Origin of the sequence: Pseudoalteromonas sp. NZS37, assembly GCF_015864265.1 — a bacterium.
Classification (GTDB): Bacteria; Pseudomonadota; Gammaproteobacteria; order Enterobacterales; family Alteromonadaceae; genus Pseudoalteromonas; species Pseudoalteromonas arctica.
This window is the reverse complement of sequence record NZ_JADYXL010000008.1, coordinates 52,117-76,837: the sequence shown is the minus strand read 5'-3', so window position 1 is coordinate 76,837 and position 24,721 is coordinate 52,117. Positions and strand designations below refer to the sequence as shown.

24 protein-coding genes are annotated in these 24,721 nt (G+C 40.3%); 9 read left to right on the top strand and 15 right to left on the bottom strand.

Going from position 1 to position 24,721, the window contains the following annotated elements; translation table 11 throughout:
* Positions 1-2: 2 nt before the first annotated feature.
* Both trmH and asnC read right to left on the bottom strand, forming a co-directional pair.
* Complete coding sequence (gene trmH / locus I6F47_RS15360; protein ID WP_007580009.1) at positions 3-689, bottom strand: tRNA (guanosine(18)-2'-O)-methyltransferase TrmH; 687 nt, start codon at positions 687-689, stop codon at positions 3-5.
* A gap of 41 nt (positions 690-730) precedes the next feature.
* Positions 731-1,189 carry a transcriptional regulator AsnC gene (gene asnC / locus I6F47_RS15355; protein ID WP_002958822.1) on the bottom strand — a complete coding sequence of 153 codons (459 nt, stop codon included), beginning with the start codon at positions 1,187-1,189 and terminating at the stop codon, positions 731-733.
* A gap of 197 nt (positions 1,190-1,386) precedes the next feature.
* On the opposite strand from asnC, the gene asnA reads away from it, so the two are divergent.
* A complete protein-coding gene (gene asnA, locus I6F47_RS15350; protein ID WP_165735737.1) occupies positions 1,387-2,382 on the top strand; it encodes an aspartate--ammonia ligase in 996 nt (331 codons plus the stop codon).
* Positions 2,383-2,431: 49 nt separating this feature from the next.
* On the opposite strand, the gene I6F47_RS15345 is transcribed toward asnA, so the two are convergent.
* From I6F47_RS15345 to gmk, 5 genes are all read right to left on the bottom strand, one after another.
* Positions 2,432-4,039, bottom strand: a complete 1,608-nt coding sequence (locus I6F47_RS15345) for a DUF342 domain-containing protein (protein WP_024589558.1) — start codon at positions 4,037-4,039, stop codon at positions 2,432-2,434.
* Positions 4,040-4,190: 151 nt separating this feature from the next.
* Positions 4,191-4,583: a RidA family protein gene (locus I6F47_RS15340; protein ID WP_007580015.1), complete on the bottom strand. Its 393-nt coding sequence runs from the start codon at positions 4,581-4,583 to the stop codon at positions 4,191-4,193.
* A gap of 12 nt (positions 4,584-4,595) precedes the next feature.
* A complete protein-coding gene (spoT, locus tag I6F47_RS15335) occupies positions 4,596-6,701 on the bottom strand; it encodes a bifunctional GTP diphosphokinase/guanosine-3',5'-bis pyrophosphate 3'-pyrophosphohydrolase (protein ID WP_007580016.1) in 2,106 nt (701 codons plus the stop codon).
* A gap of 388 nt (positions 6,702-7,089) precedes the next feature.
* Positions 7,090-7,365 (bottom strand): DNA-directed RNA polymerase subunit omega, encoded by a 276-nt coding sequence (rpoZ, locus tag I6F47_RS15330; RefSeq protein WP_007378835.1) that lies wholly within the window; start codon positions 7,363-7,365, stop codon positions 7,090-7,092.
* 125 nt (positions 7,366-7,490) lie between these two features.
* Entirely contained in the window at positions 7,491-8,111 is a 621-nt protein-coding gene (gene gmk / locus I6F47_RS15325; protein ID WP_165735738.1) for a guanylate kinase, read from the bottom strand.
* Positions 8,112-8,352: 241 nt separating this feature from the next.
* Between gmk and I6F47_RS15320 the strand changes: the two genes are divergently transcribed.
* Entirely contained in the window at positions 8,353-9,828 is a 1,476-nt protein-coding gene (locus tag I6F47_RS15320) for an NAD(P)H-hydrate dehydratase (protein ID WP_197184143.1), read from the top strand.
* 22 nt (positions 9,829-9,850) lie between these two features.
* Here the strand turns inward: I6F47_RS15320 and I6F47_RS15315 are convergent, their stop codons facing one another.
* From I6F47_RS15315 to I6F47_RS15295, 5 genes are all read right to left on the bottom strand, one after another.
* Positions 9,851-10,282 carry a VOC family protein gene (locus I6F47_RS15315; RefSeq protein WP_165722208.1) on the bottom strand — a complete coding sequence of 144 codons (432 nt, stop codon included), beginning with the start codon at positions 10,280-10,282 and terminating at the stop codon, positions 9,851-9,853.
* 190 nt (positions 10,283-10,472) lie between these two features.
* Entirely contained in the window at positions 10,473-10,886 is a 414-nt protein-coding gene (gene rnk, locus I6F47_RS15310; RefSeq protein WP_010555031.1) for a nucleoside diphosphate kinase regulator, read from the bottom strand.
* 193 nt (positions 10,887-11,079) lie between these two features.
* Positions 11,080-12,726: a chaperonin GroEL gene (groL, locus tag I6F47_RS15305; protein WP_007580030.1), complete on the bottom strand. Its 1,647-nt coding sequence runs from the start codon at positions 12,724-12,726 to the stop codon at positions 11,080-11,082.
* A gap of 48 nt (positions 12,727-12,774) precedes the next feature.
* Positions 12,775-13,062: a co-chaperone GroES gene (locus I6F47_RS15300; protein ID WP_007580032.1), complete on the bottom strand. Its 288-nt coding sequence runs from the start codon at positions 13,060-13,062 to the stop codon at positions 12,775-12,777.
* Between the two features lie 110 nt (positions 13,063-13,172).
* Complete coding sequence (locus tag I6F47_RS15295) at positions 13,173-13,649, bottom strand: FxsA family protein (protein WP_007580034.1); 477 nt, start codon at positions 13,647-13,649, stop codon at positions 13,173-13,175.
* A 178-nt stretch (positions 13,650-13,827) separates the two neighbouring features.
* Here I6F47_RS15295 and cutA point away from each other — a divergent pair, with 178 nt between their 5' ends.
* From cutA to accC, 5 genes are all read left to right on the top strand, one after another.
* Entirely contained in the window at positions 13,828-14,148 is a 321-nt protein-coding gene (gene cutA, locus I6F47_RS15290) for a divalent-cation tolerance protein CutA (RefSeq protein WP_007580036.1), read from the top strand.
* Complete coding sequence (locus tag I6F47_RS15285; protein WP_165722206.1) at positions 14,148-15,983, top strand: protein-disulfide reductase DsbD; 1,836 nt, start codon at positions 14,148-14,150, stop codon at positions 15,981-15,983. Before cutA ends, I6F47_RS15285 begins: the two co-directional genes overlap by 1 nt.
* 228 nt (positions 15,984-16,211) lie before the next feature.
* The gene (gene aroQ / locus I6F47_RS15280) at positions 16,212-16,664 is read left to right on the top strand and encodes a type II 3-dehydroquinate dehydratase (protein WP_165722205.1); all 453 of its coding nucleotides are present in this window, start codon (positions 16,212-16,214) and stop codon (positions 16,662-16,664) included.
* A 37-nt stretch (positions 16,665-16,701) separates the two neighbouring features.
* Entirely contained in the window at positions 16,702-17,160 is a 459-nt protein-coding gene (accB, locus tag I6F47_RS15275) for an acetyl-CoA carboxylase biotin carboxyl carrier protein (protein WP_007580042.1), read from the top strand.
* Between the two features lie 26 nt (positions 17,161-17,186).
* Positions 17,187-18,527: an acetyl-CoA carboxylase biotin carboxylase subunit gene (gene accC, locus I6F47_RS15270; RefSeq protein ID WP_007580045.1), complete on the top strand. Its 1,341-nt coding sequence runs from the start codon at positions 17,187-17,189 to the stop codon at positions 18,525-18,527.
* Between the two features lie 207 nt (positions 18,528-18,734).
* Here accC and I6F47_RS15265 read toward each other — a convergent pair whose 3' ends face one another.
* On the bottom strand, positions 18,735-19,436 hold the full coding sequence (locus tag I6F47_RS15265) for a FadR/GntR family transcriptional regulator (RefSeq protein WP_007580047.1): 702 nt from the start codon (positions 19,434-19,436) through the stop codon (positions 18,735-18,737).
* A 199-nt stretch (positions 19,437-19,635) separates the two neighbouring features.
* On the opposite strand from I6F47_RS15265, the gene I6F47_RS15260 reads away from it, so the two are divergent.
* A complete protein-coding gene (locus I6F47_RS15260) occupies positions 19,636-20,394 on the top strand; it encodes an SDR family NAD(P)-dependent oxidoreductase (RefSeq protein ID WP_002958845.1) in 759 nt (252 codons plus the stop codon).
* Positions 20,395-20,397: 3 nt separating this feature from the next.
* Entirely contained in the window at positions 20,398-21,348 is a 951-nt protein-coding gene (locus tag I6F47_RS15255) for a 2-dehydro-3-deoxygalactonokinase (protein ID WP_024593412.1), read from the top strand.
* A 59-nt stretch (positions 21,349-21,407) separates the two neighbouring features.
* Here the strand turns inward: I6F47_RS15255 and glpD are convergent, their stop codons facing one another.
* Entirely contained in the window at positions 21,408-22,913 is a 1,506-nt protein-coding gene (glpD, locus tag I6F47_RS15250) for a glycerol-3-phosphate dehydrogenase (protein ID WP_165722202.1), read from the bottom strand.
* A 214-nt stretch (positions 22,914-23,127) separates the two neighbouring features.
* Complete coding sequence (gene glpK, locus I6F47_RS15245; RefSeq protein ID WP_032826852.1) at positions 23,128-24,624, bottom strand: glycerol kinase GlpK; 1,497 nt, start codon at positions 24,622-24,624, stop codon at positions 23,128-23,130.
* Positions 24,625-24,721 lie beyond the last annotated feature (97 nt).

The window sequence follows — 24,721 nt, the reverse complement described above, 5'->3', positions numbered from 1 at the left end:
CATCAAGTATGTTTTAAAGCTTGCCAAAATTGCTCGTCAGCGACTATTTCGCCGTTTTCATCAAGTGCAGGGTAGGGTAATTTTTTTTGTTTGCACTGCCTAGCAATAATAGGATGGCAGCCTTCAAAGTAAAGTGGGTGCTTAACTTCGGCGCTCAGCATATCTCTATTATATAAACCAGCCAGCTCACGTTGACGCTGTGCTTCAAACAATATTAGCGCAGCAGCAACCGAAACATTTAGTGATTGCACCATGCCTTGCATTGGAATAATAATATTTTGATCGGCATATTCTAGAGCTTTTTCTGAGATCCCTGTTTTTTCTTGTCCAACAATAATAGCCGTTGGCTTGGTGTAATCTACTTCTCTAAAATCAACGGCATCTTCTGATAGATGAGTCGCTAATATTTGTATTTCTGGATTGCGTTCACGCATTGCAGTAACTGCATCATCAATATTTCTATGTAGGTGCGTCTCTAGCCAGTTTTTACTGCCACCTGAGGTATTATTTGTTAGCCATTTTTGCTTTTCAGGCCATACAGCATGTACGTGATGGCAACCAACCGCATCAGCACTTCGTACTATTGCAGATAAGTTATGGTGTTTGTGCACGTCTTCTAAACACACGGTTAGGTCTGTTTGACGGCGCGAAAGTACGTCTTCGATTCTTTGATAGCGAGTTTGCTGCATGGTTATCCTCTTTTTTCGGCAATTATACGAGATTTTTACAGTTAAGGCATTACCGTACGGCTAATTGGGTTTTGTAGAGAAATAAGTGTTTCTGTTGATTGGATTGCTTCTATTGCCTGTATTTTATTAATCAGCACATCTTGTAAGTGATCAATGGACTTTGTCATTACCTTTATAAATATGCTGTAGTTACCTGTTGTGTAATAAGCCTCTACCACTTCCTCCAATGCTTCTAGCTTTATAAGCGTTTGCGGGTAATCACGTGCGTTATTTAAATTAATACCTATAAAGCAGCATACATCGTAGCCCAGCTGTTTAGTATTAATCGTTAATTGGGTGCCTGTAATGATCCCTGCTTGCTTCATTTTTTCAATTCTTACGTGAATTGTTCCTGCGCTTACATTAAATCTTTTTGCTAATTCGGCGTACGCAGTACGGGCATTTGCCATTAACGCATGAAGTATCTGTTTATCGAGATTATCGATTAAATAATTTTCCATTATATTTTTATCATAAAATTATCGAATATATGGTTTTTATACCACTTAATTAATGGTTTTTATATATTAAAGCTATTTTTGTTATGGGATATTGAATTAATCCTTTGAATCGTTACATTAACTTCATTAAGGACGCTAGTTAGATCGTTTTTTATCAATTAAGCAAGTAACAATAACTGGGAATGAGGCCAATTATTATGAGTTCACACTATGTGCAGCAACAGCAGCAAATAAGTAAAGTTAAGCAATTTTTTTCACAACAACTAGAAACCCAACTTGGGCTGGTTGAGGTTCAAGCCCCAATTTTGGCTAAGGTTGGCGACGGCACGCAAGATAACTTAAGCGGCCATGAAAACGCAGTTGCTGTAAATGTGAAAGCGATTACAGATAGCCGCTACGAAGTGGTGCATTCACTGGCTAAGTGGAAACGTAAAACACTGGCTACTTATGGCTTTAGTGTTGGTGAGGGTATTTACACTCAAATGAAGGCTTTGCGCCCAGATGAAGATTCATTAAGTCCTATTCATTCTGTATATGTTGATCAATGGGATTGGGAAAAAGTAATTAACGAAACGACAGAACGTTCGCTGGCAACACTAAAGCAAACTGTTCAATCTATTTATAAAGGAATAAAAGAGACGGAAGCTTTTGTAAGCGAGTCTTATGGTTTAACGCCATTTTTACCGGACGATATTAAGTTTGTGCACAGTGAAGAGCTACGTAAAATGTATCCTGATTTTAGTGCTAAGCAACGCGAAAAAGCCATTGCACAAGAATATGGTGCTGTATTTTTAATTGGTATTGGTGGCGCACTCGGAGATGGCAAAATTCACGATGTAAGAGCCCCAGATTACGATGATTGGTCTACGCCAACATGCGATCAATACATGGGTTTAAATGGCGATATTTTGGTATGGAACCCAGTGCTTGAAAATGCATTTGAAATATCATCAATGGGTATACGTGTAAGTCCGGAGGTTTTAAAAGCGCAGTTAAGTACAACTGGAGATGAAGACCGCTTAGAGTTTGATTGGCATAAAGCGCTACTACAAAGTAAATTTCCGCAAACGATTGGCGGTGGAATAGGGCAGTCTCGCTTGGCTATGCTATTGCTACAAAAGCAGCATATTGGCCAAGTACAAGTGGGTGTATGGCCAAGTCAAACTTATGATACGGTAAGTGGCTTACTTTAAATTGTAAAAAAGTGAGTTAATTTGAGTGCTCAATAGAGCACTCAATTTTTTAGTGTGTTTTAAACTCTATTTCAATTTTATTATTTAAAAGTTTAACGTTGCACGGAGGGTAATTGCGGATTGTTTTAAGTACTTTATCAAAAATATGAATCTCTACGCCTGAATGCAAAACAGAATTCACCGTTAAATTAGCGTCGCTAAGTAAATCGTGTAAGTCATGATCTAAGTTTGAAAGACGTTTTTCTAATTTCTCTGCTTGCTCACAATAATGTTTCTGAGTAGCGCCAATTTTAGTGATTAATATTTTCTTCTTTTCGGCATCCTTCACTAAATCAGTTTTTTCTAGCGCTGCTTGCAGCGTATCTAATTGTGCATCTGTTTTAGCTAAGTCTCTAAAGCAATTATCAGTATCCGCTGTTATTTCAGCACCAGAAGCTGCTAAATTAATAATCATTTTAGCACCTGATTCATTCCCTATTTCGCCAGCAATGAGAGTTGTTGCATCAAGTATTTCACCACCAAATATTTTACCTTTAGGTAAGTCTGGTTGGCCTACTTGCAGTAAGCGTTTAGCTTTCATTACACAATGGCTTGTTTGGCGATCAATAAAAATATTATTTGCATCGAGATAACAATACTGTGAGTGAGATACATGAATATCACCTAGCGCAATTAGCTTGCAAGAAAGTGACTTACTATCCACTTTTTGATGGCCAATAATGCCTTGTTTAACCGTGATGTTTCCGCCTGCGGTAAGCTCACCTGATTCAACTGTGCCAAATATAGTAATATCGCCTTTGGCAGTTACTTTCATCCCAGGGTCTATATTGCGAGTAACAATAACACTGCCTTGAAAGTCAATATGGCCGCTTTTTACATTTACATCTGAAATGGTAAAAATATCGTCGACACGCATACCATTATTAATTTCAACCGGAACACCAGCAATAGTAGAGACTAACTCAAGCGGATTCATTTTTGATATTTCAGTCCCTTCGCCTGCCACTAATTGTTTATTTTCTCCGGGCTTTGCGGGCAGTATGTCACCTATTACGGTAAAGCCTTCTTTACCGGGGGTTGCTGGTTGCTGGCGAATAAGCACAGAGCCAGGTTCTACGCTTGCAAGCTTGCCAAAGTCGCGCATGTCCACACTGCCATCTTCTTTGAGCTTGGGCGCTTTTAAGCGGTCTTTTAAAGTCTCTACGGTTGTTATTAGTTTAGTGGCTAAACCATCGCTTGGGAGCCTACCTTTAGCTAATATCCCTTTAACTACAGATCCCGCAGAGTGTTCAGATTGTTTTTGCAGCAGCTGTTCTAAAAAAGCTTGTTTATACCCACGCACAATGCCTGCTTTAACGAGTTGTTTTTTTGCATCTTCTAAACTTAATAACTTTCCACCTTGGGCAATCGTTAGCTCGCCAATGGCCAGCATTTTATCGTCGCTAATTGTTACATTTAAAGTGGCATTGTGTTTTGTTGCTACAACGAGAGTTTGTTGTGTGTTTTCGTTTTTAAAAAAATCATTAATAGCGTCATGATCTATTTTACAGTCGCAAAAAGCTGACTTTTCGAGAGCCTCTAAAATAAATGCAGCGCTGGGAGGAATATGTTCTTTTACATCAAGTAAAACATTTCCATTGTTGGCAAGCTTAAACACGAGTTAATCCTTTTTTACTACTTAAGTTAAGTTTGTTTTTTAAAACACAACTACAGATTGCTAGAAATTTACATTTGAGTCAAGAAGTCAGATAAAACGAAGTGCGGAGCGAAAAATAAAGGCTATAGAGAAGCTCTATAGCCTGTAATACTTAATTGGTAGAAGGTAATTCCATTATTCCGTCTATTTCAACTTGTGCACCTTTTGGTAGTGCACGAACACCTAATGCAGCTCTCGCTGGGTAAGGTTGTTTAAAGTATTGGCTCATCACTTCATTTACAGTGGCGAAGTTAGATAGATCAGTTAGGTAAATATTGATTTTAACTAAATCATGAATTTTTCCGCCTGCTTCTTCACATACCGCAGCAATATTTTTAAATACTTGATGCGTTTGCTCGCTAAAATCTTCTGAAATCATTTCCATCGTTTCTGGAACTAATGGAATTTGACCAGATAAATAAACAGCGGTACCTACTTTAACTGCTTGGCTGTAAGTGCCAATAGCTGCAGGTGCTTTGTCGGTAGAGATAAATGCTTTATTCATGTGTTTCCTATTTTATTTTTTACGATAGACTTTTTGTACATCAGGCATAACGCGAATGCGGCGCATAATGTTAGCAACGTGGATACGGTTTTTAACGGTAACCCCTAAATCTATCACGTATAAATTACTTTCTTTTTCATCGGTGGCAATTTCGACAATATTGGCTTGGGTTGTAGCGACAACATTGGTTAGCTTAGCTAACGCGCCTTGATGGTTAATAATTTCAACTCTCAGAGCTGCAATATATTCTTTTTCTGGGTTATCGTCCCATTTTACAACTAAGTATTTAGAGCGCTCATTTTCCCAACCACGAATATTTTTACATTCTTGGCGGTGAACGGTCAGGCCCTTACCTTGGCTTATATGAGCCGTAATGGCATCGCCTGGTACAGGTCGGCAACACTTAGAGTAATTCACTAACATGCCTTCAGTACCAATAATGGTCGCTTTAGCTTGGCTTGTTATATCAGTTAAATCGTCATTGTCATTTTGCAATAAGCGCTTGGCAATTAACATACTCATTAAGTTACCAGAGCCAATTTCTACAAGTAATTCAAGAAGCGTAGTTAGTTCGTGCTCTTCAAGTACTCTCGCTATATTTTCATCAGCAATGCTATCTAGTTTGTTTTCGCCTAATGCCGAATCAAGTAAACGACGCCCTAAAAGCATAGCCTCTTCATGATGCTGGCTTCTAAGGTAATTACGAACACCTAAGCGTGCTTTACCAGTAACAATAAAGTTTAGCCATGTTGCATTAGGGTGGGCACCTGAGCTTGTTATTATCTCTATGGTTTGCCCTGTATCTAATGGCCTACTTAAAGGATGTGGCTTGCGATTAACGCGAGCGCCTACACAAGTGTTGCCTACATCAGTATGAACAGCATACGCAAAATCGACTGCGGTAGCGCCCATTGGTAGCTCAACAATACGACCATCAGGTGTAAATACGTAAATTTCTTCTGGGAATAGCTCAGTTTTTACGTTTTCAATAAATTCAAACGATGAACCCGCACTTTGCTGAAGCTCTAATAAGCTTTGCATCCATTGGCGAGCACGTTGCTGCGAAGTATTACCGGCACCATCACCTGATTTTTTATACATCCAGTGCGCCGCTACACCTTTGTCGGCCATCTGATCCATATCGTGAGTACGAATTTGAATCTCAACAGGTATTCCGTGTGGGCCAACTAATGAAGTATGAAGCGATTGGTAACCATTAGTTTTTGGTACAGCAATATAATCTTTAAAGCGTGTTTCTATAGGCTTATAAAGACTATGAGCCACACCTAATACGCGATAACACGTATCCATAGAATCAACTGCAATTCTAAACGCGTAAATATCCATAACTTCGTTAAATAGCAGTTCTTTATTAAGCATTTTTTTATAAATACTATATAAATGTTTTTCACGGCCTGACACAGTCGCTTTAATGCCTGACTCTTCAAGACGTGCTTCTATTTCATGTTGGATATTAGTGATAACTTCTTTGCGATTACCACGTGCTTTAGCTACTTCAGATTTAAGTGCGCGATGACGCATAGGATATAAAGCTTGAAAACCTAAGTCTTCAAGCTCATTTTTAATATCGTGAATACCTAAGCGGTTTGCTATTGGCGCGTAAATCTCAAGCGTTTCACGTGCTATTCTGCGGCGCTTATCTGGGCGCAGTGCCCCTAAAGTACGCATATTGTGCGTTCTATCAGCAAGCTTGATTAAAATAACTCGAATATCCTGAGTCATTGCCATAATCATTTTGCGGTAGTTTTCAGCTTGGAATTCTTTTTTATCTTTAAAGCTGAGCTTATCGAGCTTACTTACACCTTCAACGAGTTCTGCCACAGTTTCGCCAAAAATTTCGGCTAAATCTTGTTGGCTAAAATCAGTATCTTCAATTACATCATGCATTAGCGCGGCCATGAGCGTTTCATGATCAAGATGCATGCCTGCAAGAATTTGGGTTACTTCTACTGGATGAGTTATGTAAGGTTCGCCACTTGAGCGAGTTTGTCCTTCATGGGCCTCTCGGGCTACCACGTAAGATTTTTGAACCAGCTCTACATCAGCAGCGGGCAAGTATTCTGAAATTTTCTTTTTAAGACCTTCAAAAAGATACATTCACACTCCAATGTTCTAGGGCCTGTTGACCTTTCAGGATTAAAATTTGTTCAATCTAGGGGCGATTTAATCGCGGCGCGAGGTTTTTAGCCTAGCGGGCTAAGTAAAAATCGAGCAACAAAGAGTAAATTGCCCCTAGGCAGAACCCTTTGGGCAGCGCATGTTTGGCATTTATGCTGCGTTATCGCCTATTTATGGGAAATAACCACACTACATAGGCTCTGCCTTGCCTAAATACCAAGCATACTGCTGCAAATTTAACCTCGAAAGATAAACAGGCCCTAGTGAAGCAAATTAGGTAAGCTACGAATATACGATGAAATGAAAGGATTGCCAACGGCTATAGTAGAAATACTGCGCCGTTGGCTAAATCAGACCGGGAGGTCGATTATTGGTTGCCACCAACAATGGCAGCAACAGCAGCTAATTCTGCTGCTTCTTGGTGTTGTTGTTCTTCACGGTCAATTAAGTCCATTGAAGCGCTATCAACTAAACCTAATTCAATTTCACGTAAAGCAACTACCGTTGGCTTATCGTTTTCAGGGTCTACTAGTGGAGTTTTACCACCAACAGCAATTTGGCGGGCACGACGAGCCGCAACTAAAATTAAGTCAAAACGATTACCAACTGCATCTACTGCATCTTCAACTGTTACGCGGGCCATCACAGCACTCCAAAAATAATTTAAAAGCAAAGACGTAGTTTACTCCAAGGAGCCACTTTCGCCAATAGCCAGTGTTCAATTTTTATCAGTTTTACTTGCCTAAGCCTAATTTAAGTAAGCTTAAATTATTTAAGCAGACTATTTAGTAAAACTTGATGACGATCTTCTTGCGCTTTTAGTGTTAAGCGCTGAGCCATTACAATCATTTTTATGTCGGCAAGTGCGCTCTCAAAGTCATCATTAACAATTACATAGTCGTATTCGTTATAATGTGATGTCTCAGATTGTGCTTTTGCCATACGAGAGGCAATAACTTCAGCCGAATCTTGGCCACGGTTATTTAAGCGTTGTTCTAATTCTTCTTTTGAAGGCGGTAGAATAAAAATAGTTTGTACGCTTGGCATAATTTTGCGCACTTGCTGAGCGCCTTGCCAATCAATATCTAAAAACACATCAATACCCGCATCAAGCTGCGACTCAATAGCCTGCTTTGATGTGCCGTAGTAATTATCGAATACTTGAGCCCATTCAAAAAAGTCATCTTTGGCAATAAGCGCTTTAAATTCTTCTGTAGATGCAAAGTGATAATGCACGCCATTTTCTTCACCTGGGCGAGGGGCGCGAGTTGTATGTGATACAGATACTTTCATATCAGCATGTTTTTTTAATAACGCATTGATTAAGCTTGATTTACCAGCACCAGAAGGGGCTGACAAAATAAATAAGTTACCGCGAGTTTGTGCCATTTTTTTCTCTACCTAAAAATAAACAGGCTTGGGTTACAAGTAAGCCAAGCCTTTAATTAACGGTATTGTACTTTAATTAGCTCACCTTGCTCAAGTTAGTCGTGCTCATGTTAGTCGCAGCCAAATTGGCTTAGGGATATTTTGCTAAGTAAATAAAATTGCAGTGTTAAATTGCCAACAGAACTAGCCGCTAGATATAAGTATTTGATAAGGTGAAGTATCACCTAGTAAAGGAGCCTTTATGCTTAATAAAACCTTATTTACCGCACAACAAGTAAGAGACAATGAAGCTTTAGCGGCTAAAAACAGTCATTGTGATTTATTTACACTAATGCAGCGTGCAGGCGAAGCTGTATATAAGCAATGGCAGTTATTCGATGCAAAACATACCTTAGTACTCGTTGGCCATGGTAACAATGCTGGAGATGGTTATATTGTTGCAAGGCTTATAAAGCAATTGGGTAAAAAGGTAACGGTATGCACATCTGAGCCTAATAAAGTATTAACCGGTGATGCAGCAAAAGCGCAGCAGTTATGGATTGAAGCGGGTGGGGAAGTTTCTCATTTTACAAAAGATGCCCTTAATGAGTACGATATAGTTATTGATGCTCTCCTTGGTACTGGGCTAAATAGCACCGTACGCGATAATTTTGCGAATATAATTAACGCTGTAAATAACAGTGGTAAGCCAGTAATAAGCATTGATATTCCATCAGGTATTGAGGCGAATACAGGACAGCCTTTAGGGTGCGCAGTACAAGCAACTTCAACCGTTACTTTTGTAGGTATAAAGCAAGGGCTCACAACGACGGCAGGTAAACAATATAGCGGTAAGTTAGTATTTGATGATTTAGCAATTGGTGATGCGTTTACTTGTATCGCTCAATCTTCAGGAACCCTTGTTTGTATCAATAGCTTTAAAGGAATAGCCACGCGGGCAATCAATAGTCACAAAGGCAGCCACGGTAAACTTTTATGTGTTGGAGGCAATCAAGGTACTGCAGGTGCAATTAGGTTAAGTAGTGAAGCAGCTCTTAGAACGGGTGCTGGCATGGTAAGAGTGTATACACACGAAAGCTCAATAACGCCTATTAGTATTGGCAGACCAGAACTTATGGTAAGCAGTAATAACTTACATCAAGCGCTAGAGTGGGCAAGCTGCGTTGTTATTGGCCCAGGGCTTGGGCAAGACGAGTGGGCACAACAAACATTCGATGAAGTAATGCAATATTGCCAAAACAATAAAATGCCATTGGTTATAGATGCAGATGCCCTTAATTTACTGGCTAAGCAAGCTTCATCATACACGTTAGAGCAATGCGTACTTACTCCACATCCCGGCGAAGCCTCTCGACTGCTAAGTGTTAGCACCAGCGACATAGAATCAGACCGTTTTAATTATGCTCGCCTTTGCGCCAAGCGCTATACCGCGACTTGTGTATTAAAAGGGGCTGGAACATTAATAGATAATGCCCAGCAAACATGGGTATGTGAAGATGGCAACCCGGCATTGGCCGTTGGCGGCAGTGGCGATGTACTCACTGGTATTATTGGGGCATTGCTTGCCCAAGGTTTAACTATTGATGAAGCAGCACGCTATGGTGTAACACTGCATGCTAAAGCCGGTGATATTGCAAGTGAGCGAGACGGGCAAAGGGGAATGCTACCCAGTGATTTATTCCCAATTGTAAGAGAGTTAGTTAATAAAGTGACGTGAGTTTAAGCGTCACTTTATCGTACTAATTATTAAGCTGCAGTAAATCCCATTTTGTACCATATAAGTCTTCAAAAACCACTACGGTGCCATAGGGTTCTACTCGAGGCTTTTCGTTAAATGTAACGCCTTTAGAAAGCATTAAATTATAATCTCGCCAAAAGTCATTGGTATGCAAAAATAAAAAAACGCGACCACCCGTTTGATTACCAATAGCGCTGATCTGTTCGGGTGTTGTGGCTTTAGCAAGCAGTAGATTAGTCCTGCTCGAATTAGTCCCATTTGAACTAGCTCCGTTTGAATTTGGAGGTGAAATTAACACCCAGCGTTTACCCTCTCCTAAATCAGTATCCTCTACTAACTCAAAATTGAGCTTTTGAGTATAAAACTCAATGGCATCGTCGTAGTCCTTAACAACTAATGCAATGCTGCCGATATGCTGTTGAACGTTAGTCATGTTTAGCTCACTCCGTACTATTAAATAAATGTGCTTTTTATCATATTTACGCAGGGTATATGCCCGCAGTATGTAACTTAGTTATAGGTATAAATTAAACAGTATCAATCTGCTTTATAATAAAAAGCAAAACCCAGCCGAGGCTGGGTCTACTTTAAACCGATTTTTTAGTACTAAGTGCATAAAGTGTTTATCTGTGTAATTCACCAGCACGTTCTGGTTGATAAGTTACTTCTTTTATTTTTACCTTTATTAAGCCGCCACTCGGTTTAGGCCACTCAATTTCGTCGCCTTGGTTTAGTCCAAGTAATGCGCTACCTACAGGTGATAATATCGATATTTTATCGCCGCTAGAGTCACTGTTTTTCGGGTACACCAAGGTTAACGTAAATTCTTCTTTAGAAGACTCAACAATAAAGTTTACAGTTGAGTTCATCGTTACAACTGATGATGGCATATCTTTAGGTTCGACTATTGTTGCTCGTGCCAGTTCAGCTTCCAATTCTTCTTTATTAGCAAAGCTACCTGCAGGCAATGATTCCATTAAGTCATATAATCTATCTGCATCGAGTGATGAGATGATCAGTTCAGGTTTTTTATTCATCTTAATATCCTTAATAATTTTTAATAAATAAAATTAACTCTGAGTATGGCTTGGCATGCATTTAAGAAGCAAAGGGATACGCGAAGTCATTTTATTAATTAGCCACACCTGTGGCTTTTACTTTATTTGTGCCCAATAGCTAAAAACCCAGCCGAAGCTGGGTTTTTATTTGAGCTAGGTGTTTAGGGGATGATTACATCATTCCGCCCATACCACCCATTCCGCCCATGCCACCCATATCAGCGCCACCAGCTTCATCTTTTGGGATTTCAGCTACCATTGCTTCAGTAGTGATCATTAGACCCGCAATAGACCCTGCAAACTGTAATGCAGAGCGTGTTACTTTAGTTGGATCTAGGATACCCATTTCAATCATGTCGTTGTATTCACCAGTTGCTGCGTTGTAACCAAAGTTACCGTCGCCGCCTTTAACTGCGTTAATTACAACTGATGCTTCTTCGCCAGCGTTAGTTACGATTTGACGAAGTGGTGCTTCCATTGCACGAAGTGCAACTTTAATACCGTGGTTTTGATCTTCGTTGTCGCCAACTAAATCAACTAGCTTGCTAGCTGCACGTACAAGTGCAACACCGCCACCAGGTACTACGCCTTCTTCAACCGCTGCACGAGTTGCATTTAATGCATCTTCAACGCGGTCTTTTTTCTCTTTCATTTCCATTTCAGTAGCAGCACCTACTTTGATTACTGCAACACCGCCAGCTAGTTTAGCCATGCGCTCTTGTAGTTTCTCTTTATCGTAGTCTGATGTTGCTTCTTCGATTTGTGCTTTAATTTGTGAAACACGACCGCTAATACCCGCTTCTTCACCAGCACCATCAATGATTGTTGTATCATCTTTAGTGATAATTACGCGCTTAGCTGTACCTAGGTCTTCAACTGTTGCTTTTTCAAGCTCTAAGCCGATTTCTTCAGAAATAACAGTACCGCCAGTTAATACAGCGATATCTTGTAGCATTGCTTTACGACGGTCGCCAAAACCAGGTGCTTTAACTGCTGATACTTTAACAATACCGCGCATGTTATTAACTACTAATGTAGCTAGTGCTTCGCCTTCAAGGTCTTCTGCGATGATTAGTAGTGGTTTGCTTGCTTTAGCAACCGCTTCTAATGTTGGTAATAATTCGCGGATGTTAGATATTTTTTTATCTACAAGTAGAATAAATGGGTTATCTAGTTCAACAGTACCTTTTTCTGGGCTGTTGATGAAGTAAGGAGATAAGTAACCACGGTCAAACTGCATGCCTTCAACAACATCTAGTTCGTTTTCAAGTGATTGACCTTCTTCTACAGTAATAACACCACTGTTACGGCCTACTTTTTCCATTGCTTGTGCAATGATGTCGCCAATCTCTTTATCAGAGTTAGCTGAAATAGTACCTACTTGTGCAATTGCTTTAGTATCAGAACAAGGAACAGATAACGCTTTAAGCTCTGCAACAGCAGCAATAACTGCTTTGTCGATGCCGCGCTTAAGATCCATTGGGTTCATACCCGCTGCAACAGCTTTAAGGCCTTCATTAACAATAGACTGTGCAAGTACTGTAGCGGTAGTTGTACCATCGCCGGCTGCATCATTTGCTTTAGATGCAACTTCTTTAACCATTTGTGCGCCCATGTTCTCAAACTTGTCTTCAAGTTCGATTTCTTTTGCTACAGATACACCATCTTTAGTGATAACTGGTGAGCCAAATGATTTATCTAGTACAACGTTACGGCCTTTAGGACCTAATGTAACTTTTACTGCGTTTGCCAGGATGTTTACGCCAGTTAGCATTTTAGCGCGTGCGTCACCTGCAAAAAGTACTTCTTTTGCTGCCATGTTTTAAATTCCTCTAAATTCTTAAATGTTTATAAACGAAAAGTAGGTTTAGCCTACAATGCCTAAAATATTATCTTCACGCATGATCAGGTACTCTTGACCTTCGATCTTTTCAACTTTTTCAACATATGAGCCAAATAACACAGTGTCACCGGCTTTAACTTCTAACGCTCTCACGTCACCGTTTTCTAAAACGCGACCATTACCTACGGCTACAACTTCTCCGCGAGTTGATTTTTCAGCTGCAGAGCCAGTTAATACAATACCGCCAGCAGATTTTGTTTCTTCTTCTAGACGTTTAACGATTACGCGATCTTGTAAAGGACGAATGTTCATGTTTTTTAGTTCTCCTAACAGTTTCTGAACAGTACAGAAAAAAGCTTTTCTAATTTGCATTCATTAATGGGGGTAGAGTGAAAAATTCCAAGAGAAAAAACGATAAATTTTTAATCTTTTCGCTCATATTCACCATCAATAGTGGTTGGTCGTTCCATTTGCCCTTGCTCTCGTTCAGCATGTTGCTGCCCAGCAAACGGCGATGGCCCTTGTTGCATGCCTGCGCTCATTCTAACAGTTGCTTGGCTAGCAAGGCCTGCAGCCAATTTGTTACGAATTGCAGGGGTTAATAATAGTAGCCCAAATACGTCAGTCATAATGCCAGGGGTAAGGAGTAATACACCTGCAATTACAACGCATATTCCGGTAAATAATTCTTTGGCTGGCATTTGCCCTTGCGCCATTTGCGCTTGTACGTTTTGCAGCGCCCCCATACCTTGTGTTTTAACCATTTTGGCACCTAAAATCGCCGTAATAACAACAAGTGCAATTGTTGCAAATCCGCCAATCACGTCGCTTACTTGAATCAGCAAAGCGATTTCGATAATAGGGATGATAATAAACAACACAAATAAAAATCTAAACATAGCGCTCTCTAAATAATGACACTCAAAAGAGTTGATGAAATATAAATGAGGGTGACGAGGTCTCTTTTCAAGGTTAGGGCATAGGTATCGTCATTTTACTGATATTTTAGCGTCTACACATTGTATCGGCTATCAGATACTATGATGATAGACACTGTCCAATAAGTATAGGTTCATAATGACTACGCATTTTAAAATGATTTTTACGACCTGCAAAGACGAAGCAGAAGCACGCACACTTGCAAGGGCGTTGGTAGAAAAAAAACTAGCTGCTTGTGTAAATATTTTACCTAACATGGGCTCTATTTATATGTGGGAAGGCGAAGTTGCAGAAGCAACTGAGGCTAAGCTACTTATAAAAACGAAATCAGATAAAATGAACGATGTGTTTCTAACAATAAAAGAGTTACATAGCTACGAAGTGCCAGAGATTCAGGTTTTAGAAGTTTCTACGGGAAATTTGGCGTATTTTAATTGGATGGACGAGGTACTGAATTAATGCGTTTTTTCTTTTTATTGTTGGTTACATTATTAACCGTACCTGTAAAGGCTGCGACTAATAATGTGCTTGGTGATCTACTTGGGCCTCCTCAACACACTTTTTTACCTGTAGACCAAGCGTTTGTATTTGACTTTGATCAGCAAGGCAGCACCTTGTTTGTAGGTTGGGATATAGCGCCAGACTATTATTTATATAAAAAGAAAATAGAAATCATTGCCAAGGGCGCAAACATCCAAGTAGGTGACTCTGGTAGTGGCGAAATTATTGAAGATGAATTTTTTGGTAAAACAGAAGTCTTTTTTAATACCGCGAGCGTTGTTAGTAAGTTAAGTAATATTACTGAGGGAGCGGTTGTTAAAGTTCGCTATCAGGGCTGTGCAAAAGCAGGGCTTTGTTATCCACCAGAAGTGATTAGCATTCCACTTAGTGTAATTAGTGGCGCACAGATTAAAAATGTAGATCAAAATAGCGCTACAGATGAAGCGGCAACAGCGCAAAGTACATTTTCAGCACTCAACGAGCCAACGACTGAACTTACAACAAATTCGGATGATACCGAAAAAGAACTGACTTTTACTGAGCAATTAGCCAGTCAGAGTTTAATAACTAATTTACTCATATTTTTTGCTGTTGGTGTAGGCCTTGCTTTTACGCCGTGCGTATTTCCTATGTTTCCTATTTTGTCGAGCTTAATTGCGGGTCAGCAAAACCTTTCAACTAAAAAAGCGTTTGCGTTGTCGTTTGTATATATACAAGGTATGGCAGTTACCTATGCAGCGCTTGGCTTAGTTGTTGCTGCGCTTGGTGGGCAAGTGCAGGGGTATTTACAGCATCCATTTGTGTTAATCAGCTTTAGTTTATTGTTTGTATTATTGGCTATGTCGATGTTTGGTTGGTACGAAATTAAACTGCCAAGCAGTATGATGAGCAAGCTAACCCAAGTAAGTAACAACCAAAAAGGCGGCAACTACGTTGGCGTATTTTTAATGGGTGTACTTTCGGGCTTAATAGCATCACCTTGTACTACTGCGCCATTGTCGGCGGCACTGTTATTTGTAGCGCAAAGTGGTGATTACTTAGTAGGTGGTTTAACACTGTACGTGCTCAGTTTAGGTATGGGGTTACCACTTTTATTACTTGGTACATCTGGCGGTAAATTGCTTCCTAAAGCGGGTGGTTGGATGGAGCAAGTTAAAACCTTGTTTGGTTTTGTGATGCTCGTTGTGCCGCTTATATTACTTGAGCGACTAATCAGCGCCGACATTATATTATTAATGGCAGGTGTGCTTGCACTAGCAACAGCACTGTACTTACATCATTGGCAAAGTAGCCAAACACAAAGCAAGTTAAAAACTGCATTATGGTTTGCTGCAACTCTATTAGTTATTACAGGCTTTACGTTAACTAAAAACTACTTTTGGCCAGTTCAAGTACAAACAGTACAGGTAAGCTCACAAAATAATGAGTTTAAACAGGTTGCTGATTTAGCAGAACTAAAAGAAGCAGTTGCACAAGCAAACGACGAAGGTCGAATGGTTATGGTCGATTTATATGCCGACTGGTGTGTGGCGTGTAAAGAGTTTGAACATTACACCTTTCCTGATGCCAAAGTGCAAAGTGAGTTTAGCCACTATCAACTTATTCAAATTGATTTAACTGAGAGTGATAATAAAACAATTGAGCTAATGGAAGAGTACACGGTGTTTGGTTTACCTAGTATTTTGTTTTTTAATACTCAAGGACAAGAGCTTAGTACGCAGCGCGTAACGGGCTTTTTAAATGCTGAGGACTTTGCTAAACACCTAGCAGTTGTGCGCGCCAGCGCACAATAATAGTGCAATAGTGCCACTTGAATTGACTAAGTGGCACCTTCTTAATTCTTCTTATATTTGTACCCACGACACTGATAAGACCAGTATTTTGCTGCTATTTACGTCGAAATCACTATAATAGTTGGTTAACGTGAGAAATTGTTGCTACATTACTTTTTCTGCTTACTTAAAAGTGAAAAACTAGTTAGTAACCGCTTAACTCATTACTTATAGGATATATCGCGTATTATGGCTGCAAAATTTAACCTTTTAGTTATAAATGGTCCAAATTTAAACATGCTTGGTAAACGTGAACCGGATAAATACGGTTTTCAGACGCTGAGTGAGATTATGGAGGAGCTAACCAGTGCTGCTAATAGTCTAGATGTTGAGTTAACGCATTTTCAAAGTAATAGTGAGCAAGCCCTCATTGAACGAATTCACGATGCTTGGCAAGCGGTTGATTACATAATTATCAACCCAGCTGCATTTACGCATACTAGCGTCGCATTACGTGATGCACTGTTGAGTGTTGATATTCCGTTTTTTGAGGTGCACTTAAGTAATGTGCACGCACGTGAAGCCTTTCGTCATCATTCGTATTTTTCTGATGTGGCACAAGGCGTGATATGTGGATTAGGCGCAATGGGTTATCACGCAGCATTAAACGCCGCTGTGGGCCGGTTGCAAAGCGCAATTTAATTTAAATTAACACACAAACTAACAGGCGGGTCGTGTAATGGATATTCGCAAGATAAAGAAGCTTATCGAATTAGTAGAAGAATCAGGTATTGCTGAGCTAGAAATCACTGAAGGTGAAGAATCAGTACGTATTAACCGCAACAACATGAGCGCTGGCCCAGGTTACCCGCAATTTGCTCCACAGCAATATGCACCAGCGCCAGCAGCACCAGTTGCAGCGGCTCCTGTAGCTGTTGAAGCAGCAGCACCAGCTGAGCCTACGGGTCATCAAGTTAAATCACCAATGGTTGGTTCTTTTTACTCAGCTGCGTCTCCTGAAGCTCCAGCATATGTAGAAGTTGGTCAGCAAGTTAAAGTTGGCGATACACTTTGTATTATCGAAGCTATGAAAATGATGAACCAAATTGAATCAGACAAAGCCGGTACAGTAAGAGCTATCTTAGCTGAAAATGGCGAGCCAATAGAATTTGATCAACCTCTATTCATCATTGAATAATAGCGTAACCTAAAAGGCCAACTCTAATGTTAGATAAAGTAGTCATTGCAAACCGAGGTGAAATTGCACTTCGTATATTGCGCGCCTGCAAAGAGCTTGGGATCAAAACGGTTGCTGTGCATTCAACGGCAGATCGCGATCTTAAGCATGTATTGCTTGCAGATGAAACCATCTGTATTGGTAGACCATCAGCAACTGAAAGTTATTTAGATATTCCGCGCATTATTGCTGCGGCTGAAATAACTGACGCTGTAGCGATTCATCCTGGTTACGGTTTCCTTGCAGAAAATGCTGATTTTGCCGACCAAGTTGAGCAAAGTGGTTTTGTATTTATCGGTCCTCGTGGCGACACTATTCGCCTTATGGGTGATAAAGTGTCTGCTATCGCAGCAATGCGTAAAGCCGGCGTTCCATGTGTTCCAGGCTCTGACGGTCCGGTATCAGATGATAAAGAACGCAACATGCAAATCGCTAAGCGTATCGGTTACCCGGTAATCATCAAAGCCGCTGGTGGCGGTGGTGGTCGTGGTATGCGTGTTGTTCGCAGCGAATCTGAACTTATTGATTCAATTGCATTAACACAGCAAGAAGCTAAGCAATTCTTTGGTAATAGCATGGTTTACATGGAAAAATTCCTTGAAAACCCACGCCATATCGAAGTTCAAGTATTAGCAGACGGCCAAGGTAATGCAGTACATTTAGGTGAACGTGATTGTTCTATGCAACGTCGTCACCAAAAAGTAGTTGAAGAAGCTCCAGCACCAGGAATTACTGCTGAAACGCGTAAATTCATTGGCGAGCGCTGTACACGTGCATGTATCGAAATTGGATACCGCGGTGCAGGTACGTTTGAGTTTTTATACGAAAACGGCGAGTTTTACTTCATCGAAATGAATACACGTATTCAGGTTGAACACCCTGTAACTGAAATGGTTACTGGTATCGATTTAGTGAAAGAGCAGTTAAAAATTGCAGCGGGTCAACCGTTATCATTCACTCAAGACGACGTTGTTATTCGTGGTCATGCTATTGAGTGTCGTATTAATGCTGAAGATCCTGAAACGTTTATCCCGTCACCGGGTAAAATTACACGTTTCCATCCAGCAGGTGGTTTAGGTATTCGTTGGGACAGCCATATTTACGCTGACTACACGGTTCCACCACATTACGATTCAATGATTGGTAAGTTAATTACTTACGGTGAAAACCGTGATGTAGCTATTGCCCGCGCGCGCAATGCACTTAACGAGCTAGTAATTGACGGAATTAAAACTAATACTCCTTTGCATAAGAGAATTCTTGCAGATGAAAACTTCCAAAATGGTGGTACTAACATCCACTATCTTGAGAAGAAATTAGGATTGTAATTCTAGCCTGCAAAAGGCGTTTTATCTCAGTTAATAACCAGAGTTATTAATCTGATTTAAATAATTAAAAATCCGATATCAGGAGACTGATATCGGATTTTTTAATGCCTGTAATTTAAGTTTTATAGGCAATAAAAAAGTCCATCGAATGTACTGCAAAGAGTAAATTCGATGGACTCAATATTTATACAATATGTTGAACTAACATTAAACTAATTTAGATTCAATTAACTGTAGTGCTTCTTCTAAAATTGTTTCTACTGCTTTTTTAGCGCGTTCAGGGTCGCGTGACTTTATGGTCTCTAAAATATCAGCGTGCTTAGCAACGTCTGCGCCCGGTACACCTTTAATGTGGTTTGTATAACGAATACTTACTCTAAGGGCTGTACTAATAAACTCAGTTAACTGCACAAAAAAGCGATTGTTACTGGCAACTAATATGCTGGTATGAAAAGCAATGTCAGCTTCTAGTGGATCGTCTAAGCCTTCGTCTGCTTCAGCCATACGGGCTAAAGCGTTATCAATTTCAGCGAGTTGTTCAGCAGTTGCATTTAGTGCAGCAAGCGCGGCCGCTTGTGGTTCGAGGGCAACGCGTACTTGAGTAAACTCTTTTAATAATGACAGTGATGGCTTGCTGCTTAAAATCCAACGTAGTACGTCGGTATCAAACATGTTCCAGCTGCTTTCAGGTAATACACGAATACCTTGCTTAGGACGAGAAGAAATTAATCCTTTAGCAGAGAGCATTTTTACCGCTTCGCGGGTGGCGCTGCGACTTACATCATATTTTATACATAAATCGGCTTCAGAAGGCAGGCCTTCGCTTACAGGGTAAACACCACGCACAATAGCAAAACCCAAATCGTGGGTTAATTGTTGTGTTAAATTTTGACGGGGTTGGCTTTTCATTGCGCAGGATTCCGAGTTGATATATTGCTTTATTATATATCATATATCATATTAATGTACTCAAGGATATGATATAAACTTTTAATTAGCTAAATATTTTAACACAGCAATAACAGCTTAGTTTGGCTCTTTATAGTGTAAGTATAAGTTTATAAAGAGTTTAAATGAAATTGAAAATGCGCTGTATGGAGAGTTGAATTTGAACACCCTCGCTCAATATCATAGTCTTTCTGGTAAAGTTATTTTTATTACTGGTGGTGCATCAGGCATCGGCAGAGCAATGGTTAAGTCCTTTGTAAACCAAAATGCAAAAGTAGCATTTATAGATATTGATGATAAGGCAGCGCAATCGCTTATTCGTGATTTACCCAATGCAAAACTATGGTATAGGCAAGTTGATGTAACTGACTCTCATGCACTTCAGCAATCACTTGTGGATGCATGCGCCGCTTTTGGTGCTATTAATGTACTAGTTAATAATGTAGCGAACGACCGCCGGCAAGCGAGCGAAGACGTTACCGTGCAAGATTGGGATCAGTGCTTACAAATAAACTTAAACCCTGCATTTTTTGCCTCTCAAGTTGCTATGTCTTTTATGAAAGGCGATGGAGCCGGCAGTATCATTAATTTTAGCTCTATTAACGCGATTATGGGCCAGCCACAAATGGCAGGCTATGTAACCGCAAAAGCAGGGCTAATTGGTATGACTAAGGCATTGGCTCGCGATTACGGCGAGTTTGGTATTCGCGTTAACGCTATTTTGCCAGGGTGGGTGGCCACCGACCGTCAACTAGCAAGCTGGTTTACCGAAGAAGAGCAAGTTAAGTGGATGGAAGCCATGGCGCTTAAAAAATTAGTAACACCTGAAGATGTTGCTAATTTGGCACTCTTTTTAGCCGCCGATGAAAGCAGTATGATCACCGGGCAGAGTATTAAAATCGACGGTGGGAGGCTTTAAAGCTTGGCTAATTCATCTCTTTTTATTGCTGTTGACTGGGGCACGAGCCATTTACGTGCTTATTTGTGCGAAGTACAAGCGCAATCAACACTTAAATTATTAGCACAACGTGATGGCCCTGGCGTTGTTAAGGCGAATCAAAATTTTGAGCAAACCCTAATCGACACCATTGCAGTGTGGAAGCAAGAATATGGCAGTTTACCTATATATATTGCAGGGCAAATTACCTCAAGCATCGGCTGGCACGAAACGCCTTATTTAGAATGCCCAATTAATCCCGAAGGGCTACTTAATGCTGCGGTTAGCTTTGATTGCGATGGGCATACAATTAAAGCGCTACCAGGCACAAAGTGTACGCTGCAAAATAGCTTATTTGATGTAATGCGCGGCGAAGAGCTGCAAATTTTAGGGTTTTTAAAACAAAATCCAGAGTATCAACAAGGTAAAATATTATTATGTTTACCTGGTACACATACTAAATGGGTGCTTATAAACAACGGCGAAATCATTTGCTTTAAAACAGCCATGACCGGCGAGTTATATGATTTGTTATGTCATCAAAGTGTTTTAATTCCTAACGACTGTGCAGAAGGTGAGTTTGACTTTAAAGCATTTGAGCAAGGCTGTGAGCTAACTTTAGGTAGTGATAGCGGTAACTTGGCACATGGTATTTTTAGTGTGCGTACACGCCAGCTTTCAAAGGAGTTAACGCCAGTACAAGCCAAAGCCTATTTGTCGGGTGTATTAATTGGCAGCGATGTACGAGCAGCTCGCCATGCTAGCGAATGGCAATTATTGAGTGATACACAAGTTGTAGTGATTGGCACAAAGCAGCTGAATAAGTGTTTTACTACGGCGCTTAATCAAATAGGTGTGAAGTGTGTTGAGTTTGATATTAAAACAGCGACGCTTAGCGGTTTTAATTATTTATTTAATTTAGAGTCAAAAAAATAAACCCCTCTATAAAAATTAAATTATAAAGGGGTTAACAGGAAGCTATTATAACTTAATAGTTAAGCGCTTTTAGCTGCTTGGTTATGCTCAATGTAATCATTGAGCGCAGCAACTTGTGCCTCATTAAAACGTAGTCCTAATTTGCTGCGGCGCCATAAAATATTGTATGCGTTTTCTGCCCACTCTTCATTTAGCAAGTAATCTACTTCTGCTGCAAATAAACCATGGCCAAAATCTTGGCCTAAATCACTCAACCCAGTTGCACTACCTAATATATTTTTAGCACGAGTACCATAAGTGCGTACAAAGCGTTTAAGTGTTATTTCAGGTAGCCATTCATATTTTGCTTTTAGCTCTGATTTAAGTGCTTCTACAGAGCTAAAATCACCACCAGGGAGCGAGCTATGCTTGGTCCACGCTTTGCTCATTTGTGGGTAAAAGTCTTCAAGCTTATTAACCGCAGCTTCGGCAAGTTTGCGATAAGTTGTAATTTTTCCACCAAACACACTCAATAGAGGTGCTTGCTTAGCATCACTCGAAAGCTCTAATTTATAATCGCGAGTAACGGCTTGTGCATTAACTGATTCGTCATCAAGTAATGGGCGTACGCCTGAAAAGGTATGTACTATGTCTTCGCGTTTAATCGGTTGTTTAAAGTAGGTATTAGTAATATCAATTAAGTAATCAATTTCTTCATCACTAATTTTAACGTCTTGTGCTTCACCTGTGTGTTCTACATCGGTTGTGCCAATAAGTGAGAAGTCATCTTCAAACGGAATAACAAACACAATACGCTGATCTTTATTTTGTAAAATATAAGCTTGTTTCTCATCGTGAATGCGAGGCACTACAATGTGGCTACCTTTTACAAGGCGAATATTTTGTGGTGATTTTTCTGTTAGGGCTTCATCAAATAATTTAGCTACCCAAGGACCCGCAGCATTAACAATGCCTTTGGCAGAAATGGTGTATTTAGCTTTGCTCTTTTGCTGCTCAAGCGTTACCTGCCATTTACCTTGCTCACGTTTAGCATTTACACACTTAGTTTGTGTGGTAATAACGGCGCCTTTTTCCTGCGCTGCAAGGGCGTTTAAAACGACTAAGCGAGAATCGTCAACCCAGCCATCAGAGTATTCAAACCCTTTGGTAATAGAGGGTTCTAAAACACTATTTTCGCCAAATTTAATGCTTCGAGAACCCGCTAGTGTTTCGCGTTTCGCTAGGTTGTCATACATAAACAAACCAATGCGAATCATCCACGCAGGGCGTAAATGCTTTTGATGCGGCAATCTAAAGGTTAGCGGCCACATAATATGAGGTGCGTTTTTAAGTAGCACTTCTCGCTCTGCTAGGGCTTCTTTTACTAATCTAAATTCGTAATGCTCAAGGTAGCGCAGACCACCGTGGATCAGCTTAGAACTGTTTGAAGATGTTGCACAGGCAAGGTCTGATTGTTCGCACAAGAGTACTTTTAATCCTCTGCCTGCTGCATCAGCTGCTATTCCAGTGCCGTTTACACCGCCACCGATGACTAGTAAGTCATATTCGTTATCTGCTAATTCCACCGAGCTAACCTTTTTATTTGTAATATAAATAAGACATAAGCATCATAAAGCTGCTGTTTTCATTTGACAATAGAAAACCCAGATTTTTATTCGTTAATTTTGACGCCAATCCATTTTCAATTTAAAGCAGTAAAGCATGCTTTTTAAATCTAGCATTTAGCTAAGTTAAAAAAGCAAAGTGGTTAAAGTATTGGCCTTAACCACTTACTATTTACTATGGGCAGTTTTTATTCGTTAAGCATACTTGAGCTACGCAATGCTGCCATTTTGCGTATAGATCGTTACGCTCGTCGGCACTCATGGTTGGCTCAAAACGACGGTCGCATGTCCACATTTTAGATAACTGCTCAGTCGACTCATACACACCTGTTTGTAAGCCTGCTAAATATGCTACGCCTAAAGAAGTGGTTTCGGTCACAGTTGGGCGCTCAACTGTTGCGCCTAAAATGTTTGATAAAAAGGTCATAACCCAATTATTTTTTACCATACCGCCATCTACACGAAGCACACTTGGGCGAAGACCATCACGCTCCATCGCTTTTTGTAAATCTTTGGTCTGGTAACCAACTGATTGCAGCGCTGCGGCAACTATGGTGCTAATACCCGAATCGCGTGTTAGCCCTAAAATAGCGCCACGTGCATTAGGGTCCCAATAAGGAGCACCTAAACCCGTAAACGAAGGCACTAAAAATACACCATGATCGAGCGGTACATCTTTAACCATCGATTCACTTTCGCCAGCATGGCTAAGTAGTTTTAAGCCTTCAACAATCCACTGCATAGTTGCGCCAGCCATAAATATACTGCCTTCAATGGCGTAAGTTGGCTTGCCGTTTAATCTATAAGCAACAGTGGTCAATAAGCGGTTTTCTGAGGTCAGTGCTTTTTCGCCAGTGTTAAGCATTAAAAAACAGCCAGTACCATATGTACTTTTAGCCATGCCTTGTTCAAAACATGCGTGTCCTACAAGCGCGGCTTGCTGATCGCCTGCAATACCACAAACACGAATTGGCGCGCCAAAAATGTCAGCACTGGTTGAACCAAACTCGTCAGCTGAATCCATTACTTCTGGCAACATAGATTCTGGGATATCGAATAACTCTAAAAGCTCTTGATCCCACTGCTGGGTATGAATATTAAATAACATGGTGCGCGATGCATTGGTTGCATCGGTGCGGTGCTCTTTGCCGCCTGTTAGCTGCCAAAGTAGGTAAGTGTCAACCGTACCGAAGGCGAGCTCACCTGCAAGGGCTTGTTCGCGTGCGCCTTCAACGTTATCTAAAATCCAACGAATTTTAGTGGCCGAAAAATAAGGGTCGAGTAATAAGCCTGTTTTTTCGCTTATCGTTTGGCAAAGCTCATCAGTTGTTAGGCTTTCGCAATAGTCACTGGTGCGACGGTCTTGCCATACAATAGCGTTATAAATTGTTTTGCCTGTTTTTTTGTTCCACACCAAAGTGGTTTCGCGCTGGTTGGTGATACCAATGGCAATAATTTCTTCAGGCTTTACATCGTTTTTAGTTAACACTTCGCGACTAGTGCTAAGCACTGTTTGCCAAATATCGTTAGGGTCGTGTTCTACCCAACCATTTTGTGGAAAATGCTGCGAAAATTCTTGTTGTGCTGTACCAAAAACGTCTGCATCTTTTGTAAACAAGATGGCCCGAGAGCTTGTGGTTCCTTGATCAATTGAGAGTATGTATTTGGACATGATATTTGTGTTATTTATCTTATCTTATATATGACTAGATTGCCTTTAACCGAAGTTAATGGCAATGGTTTTTTCTTAAAATAGCAGATTAAAAAAT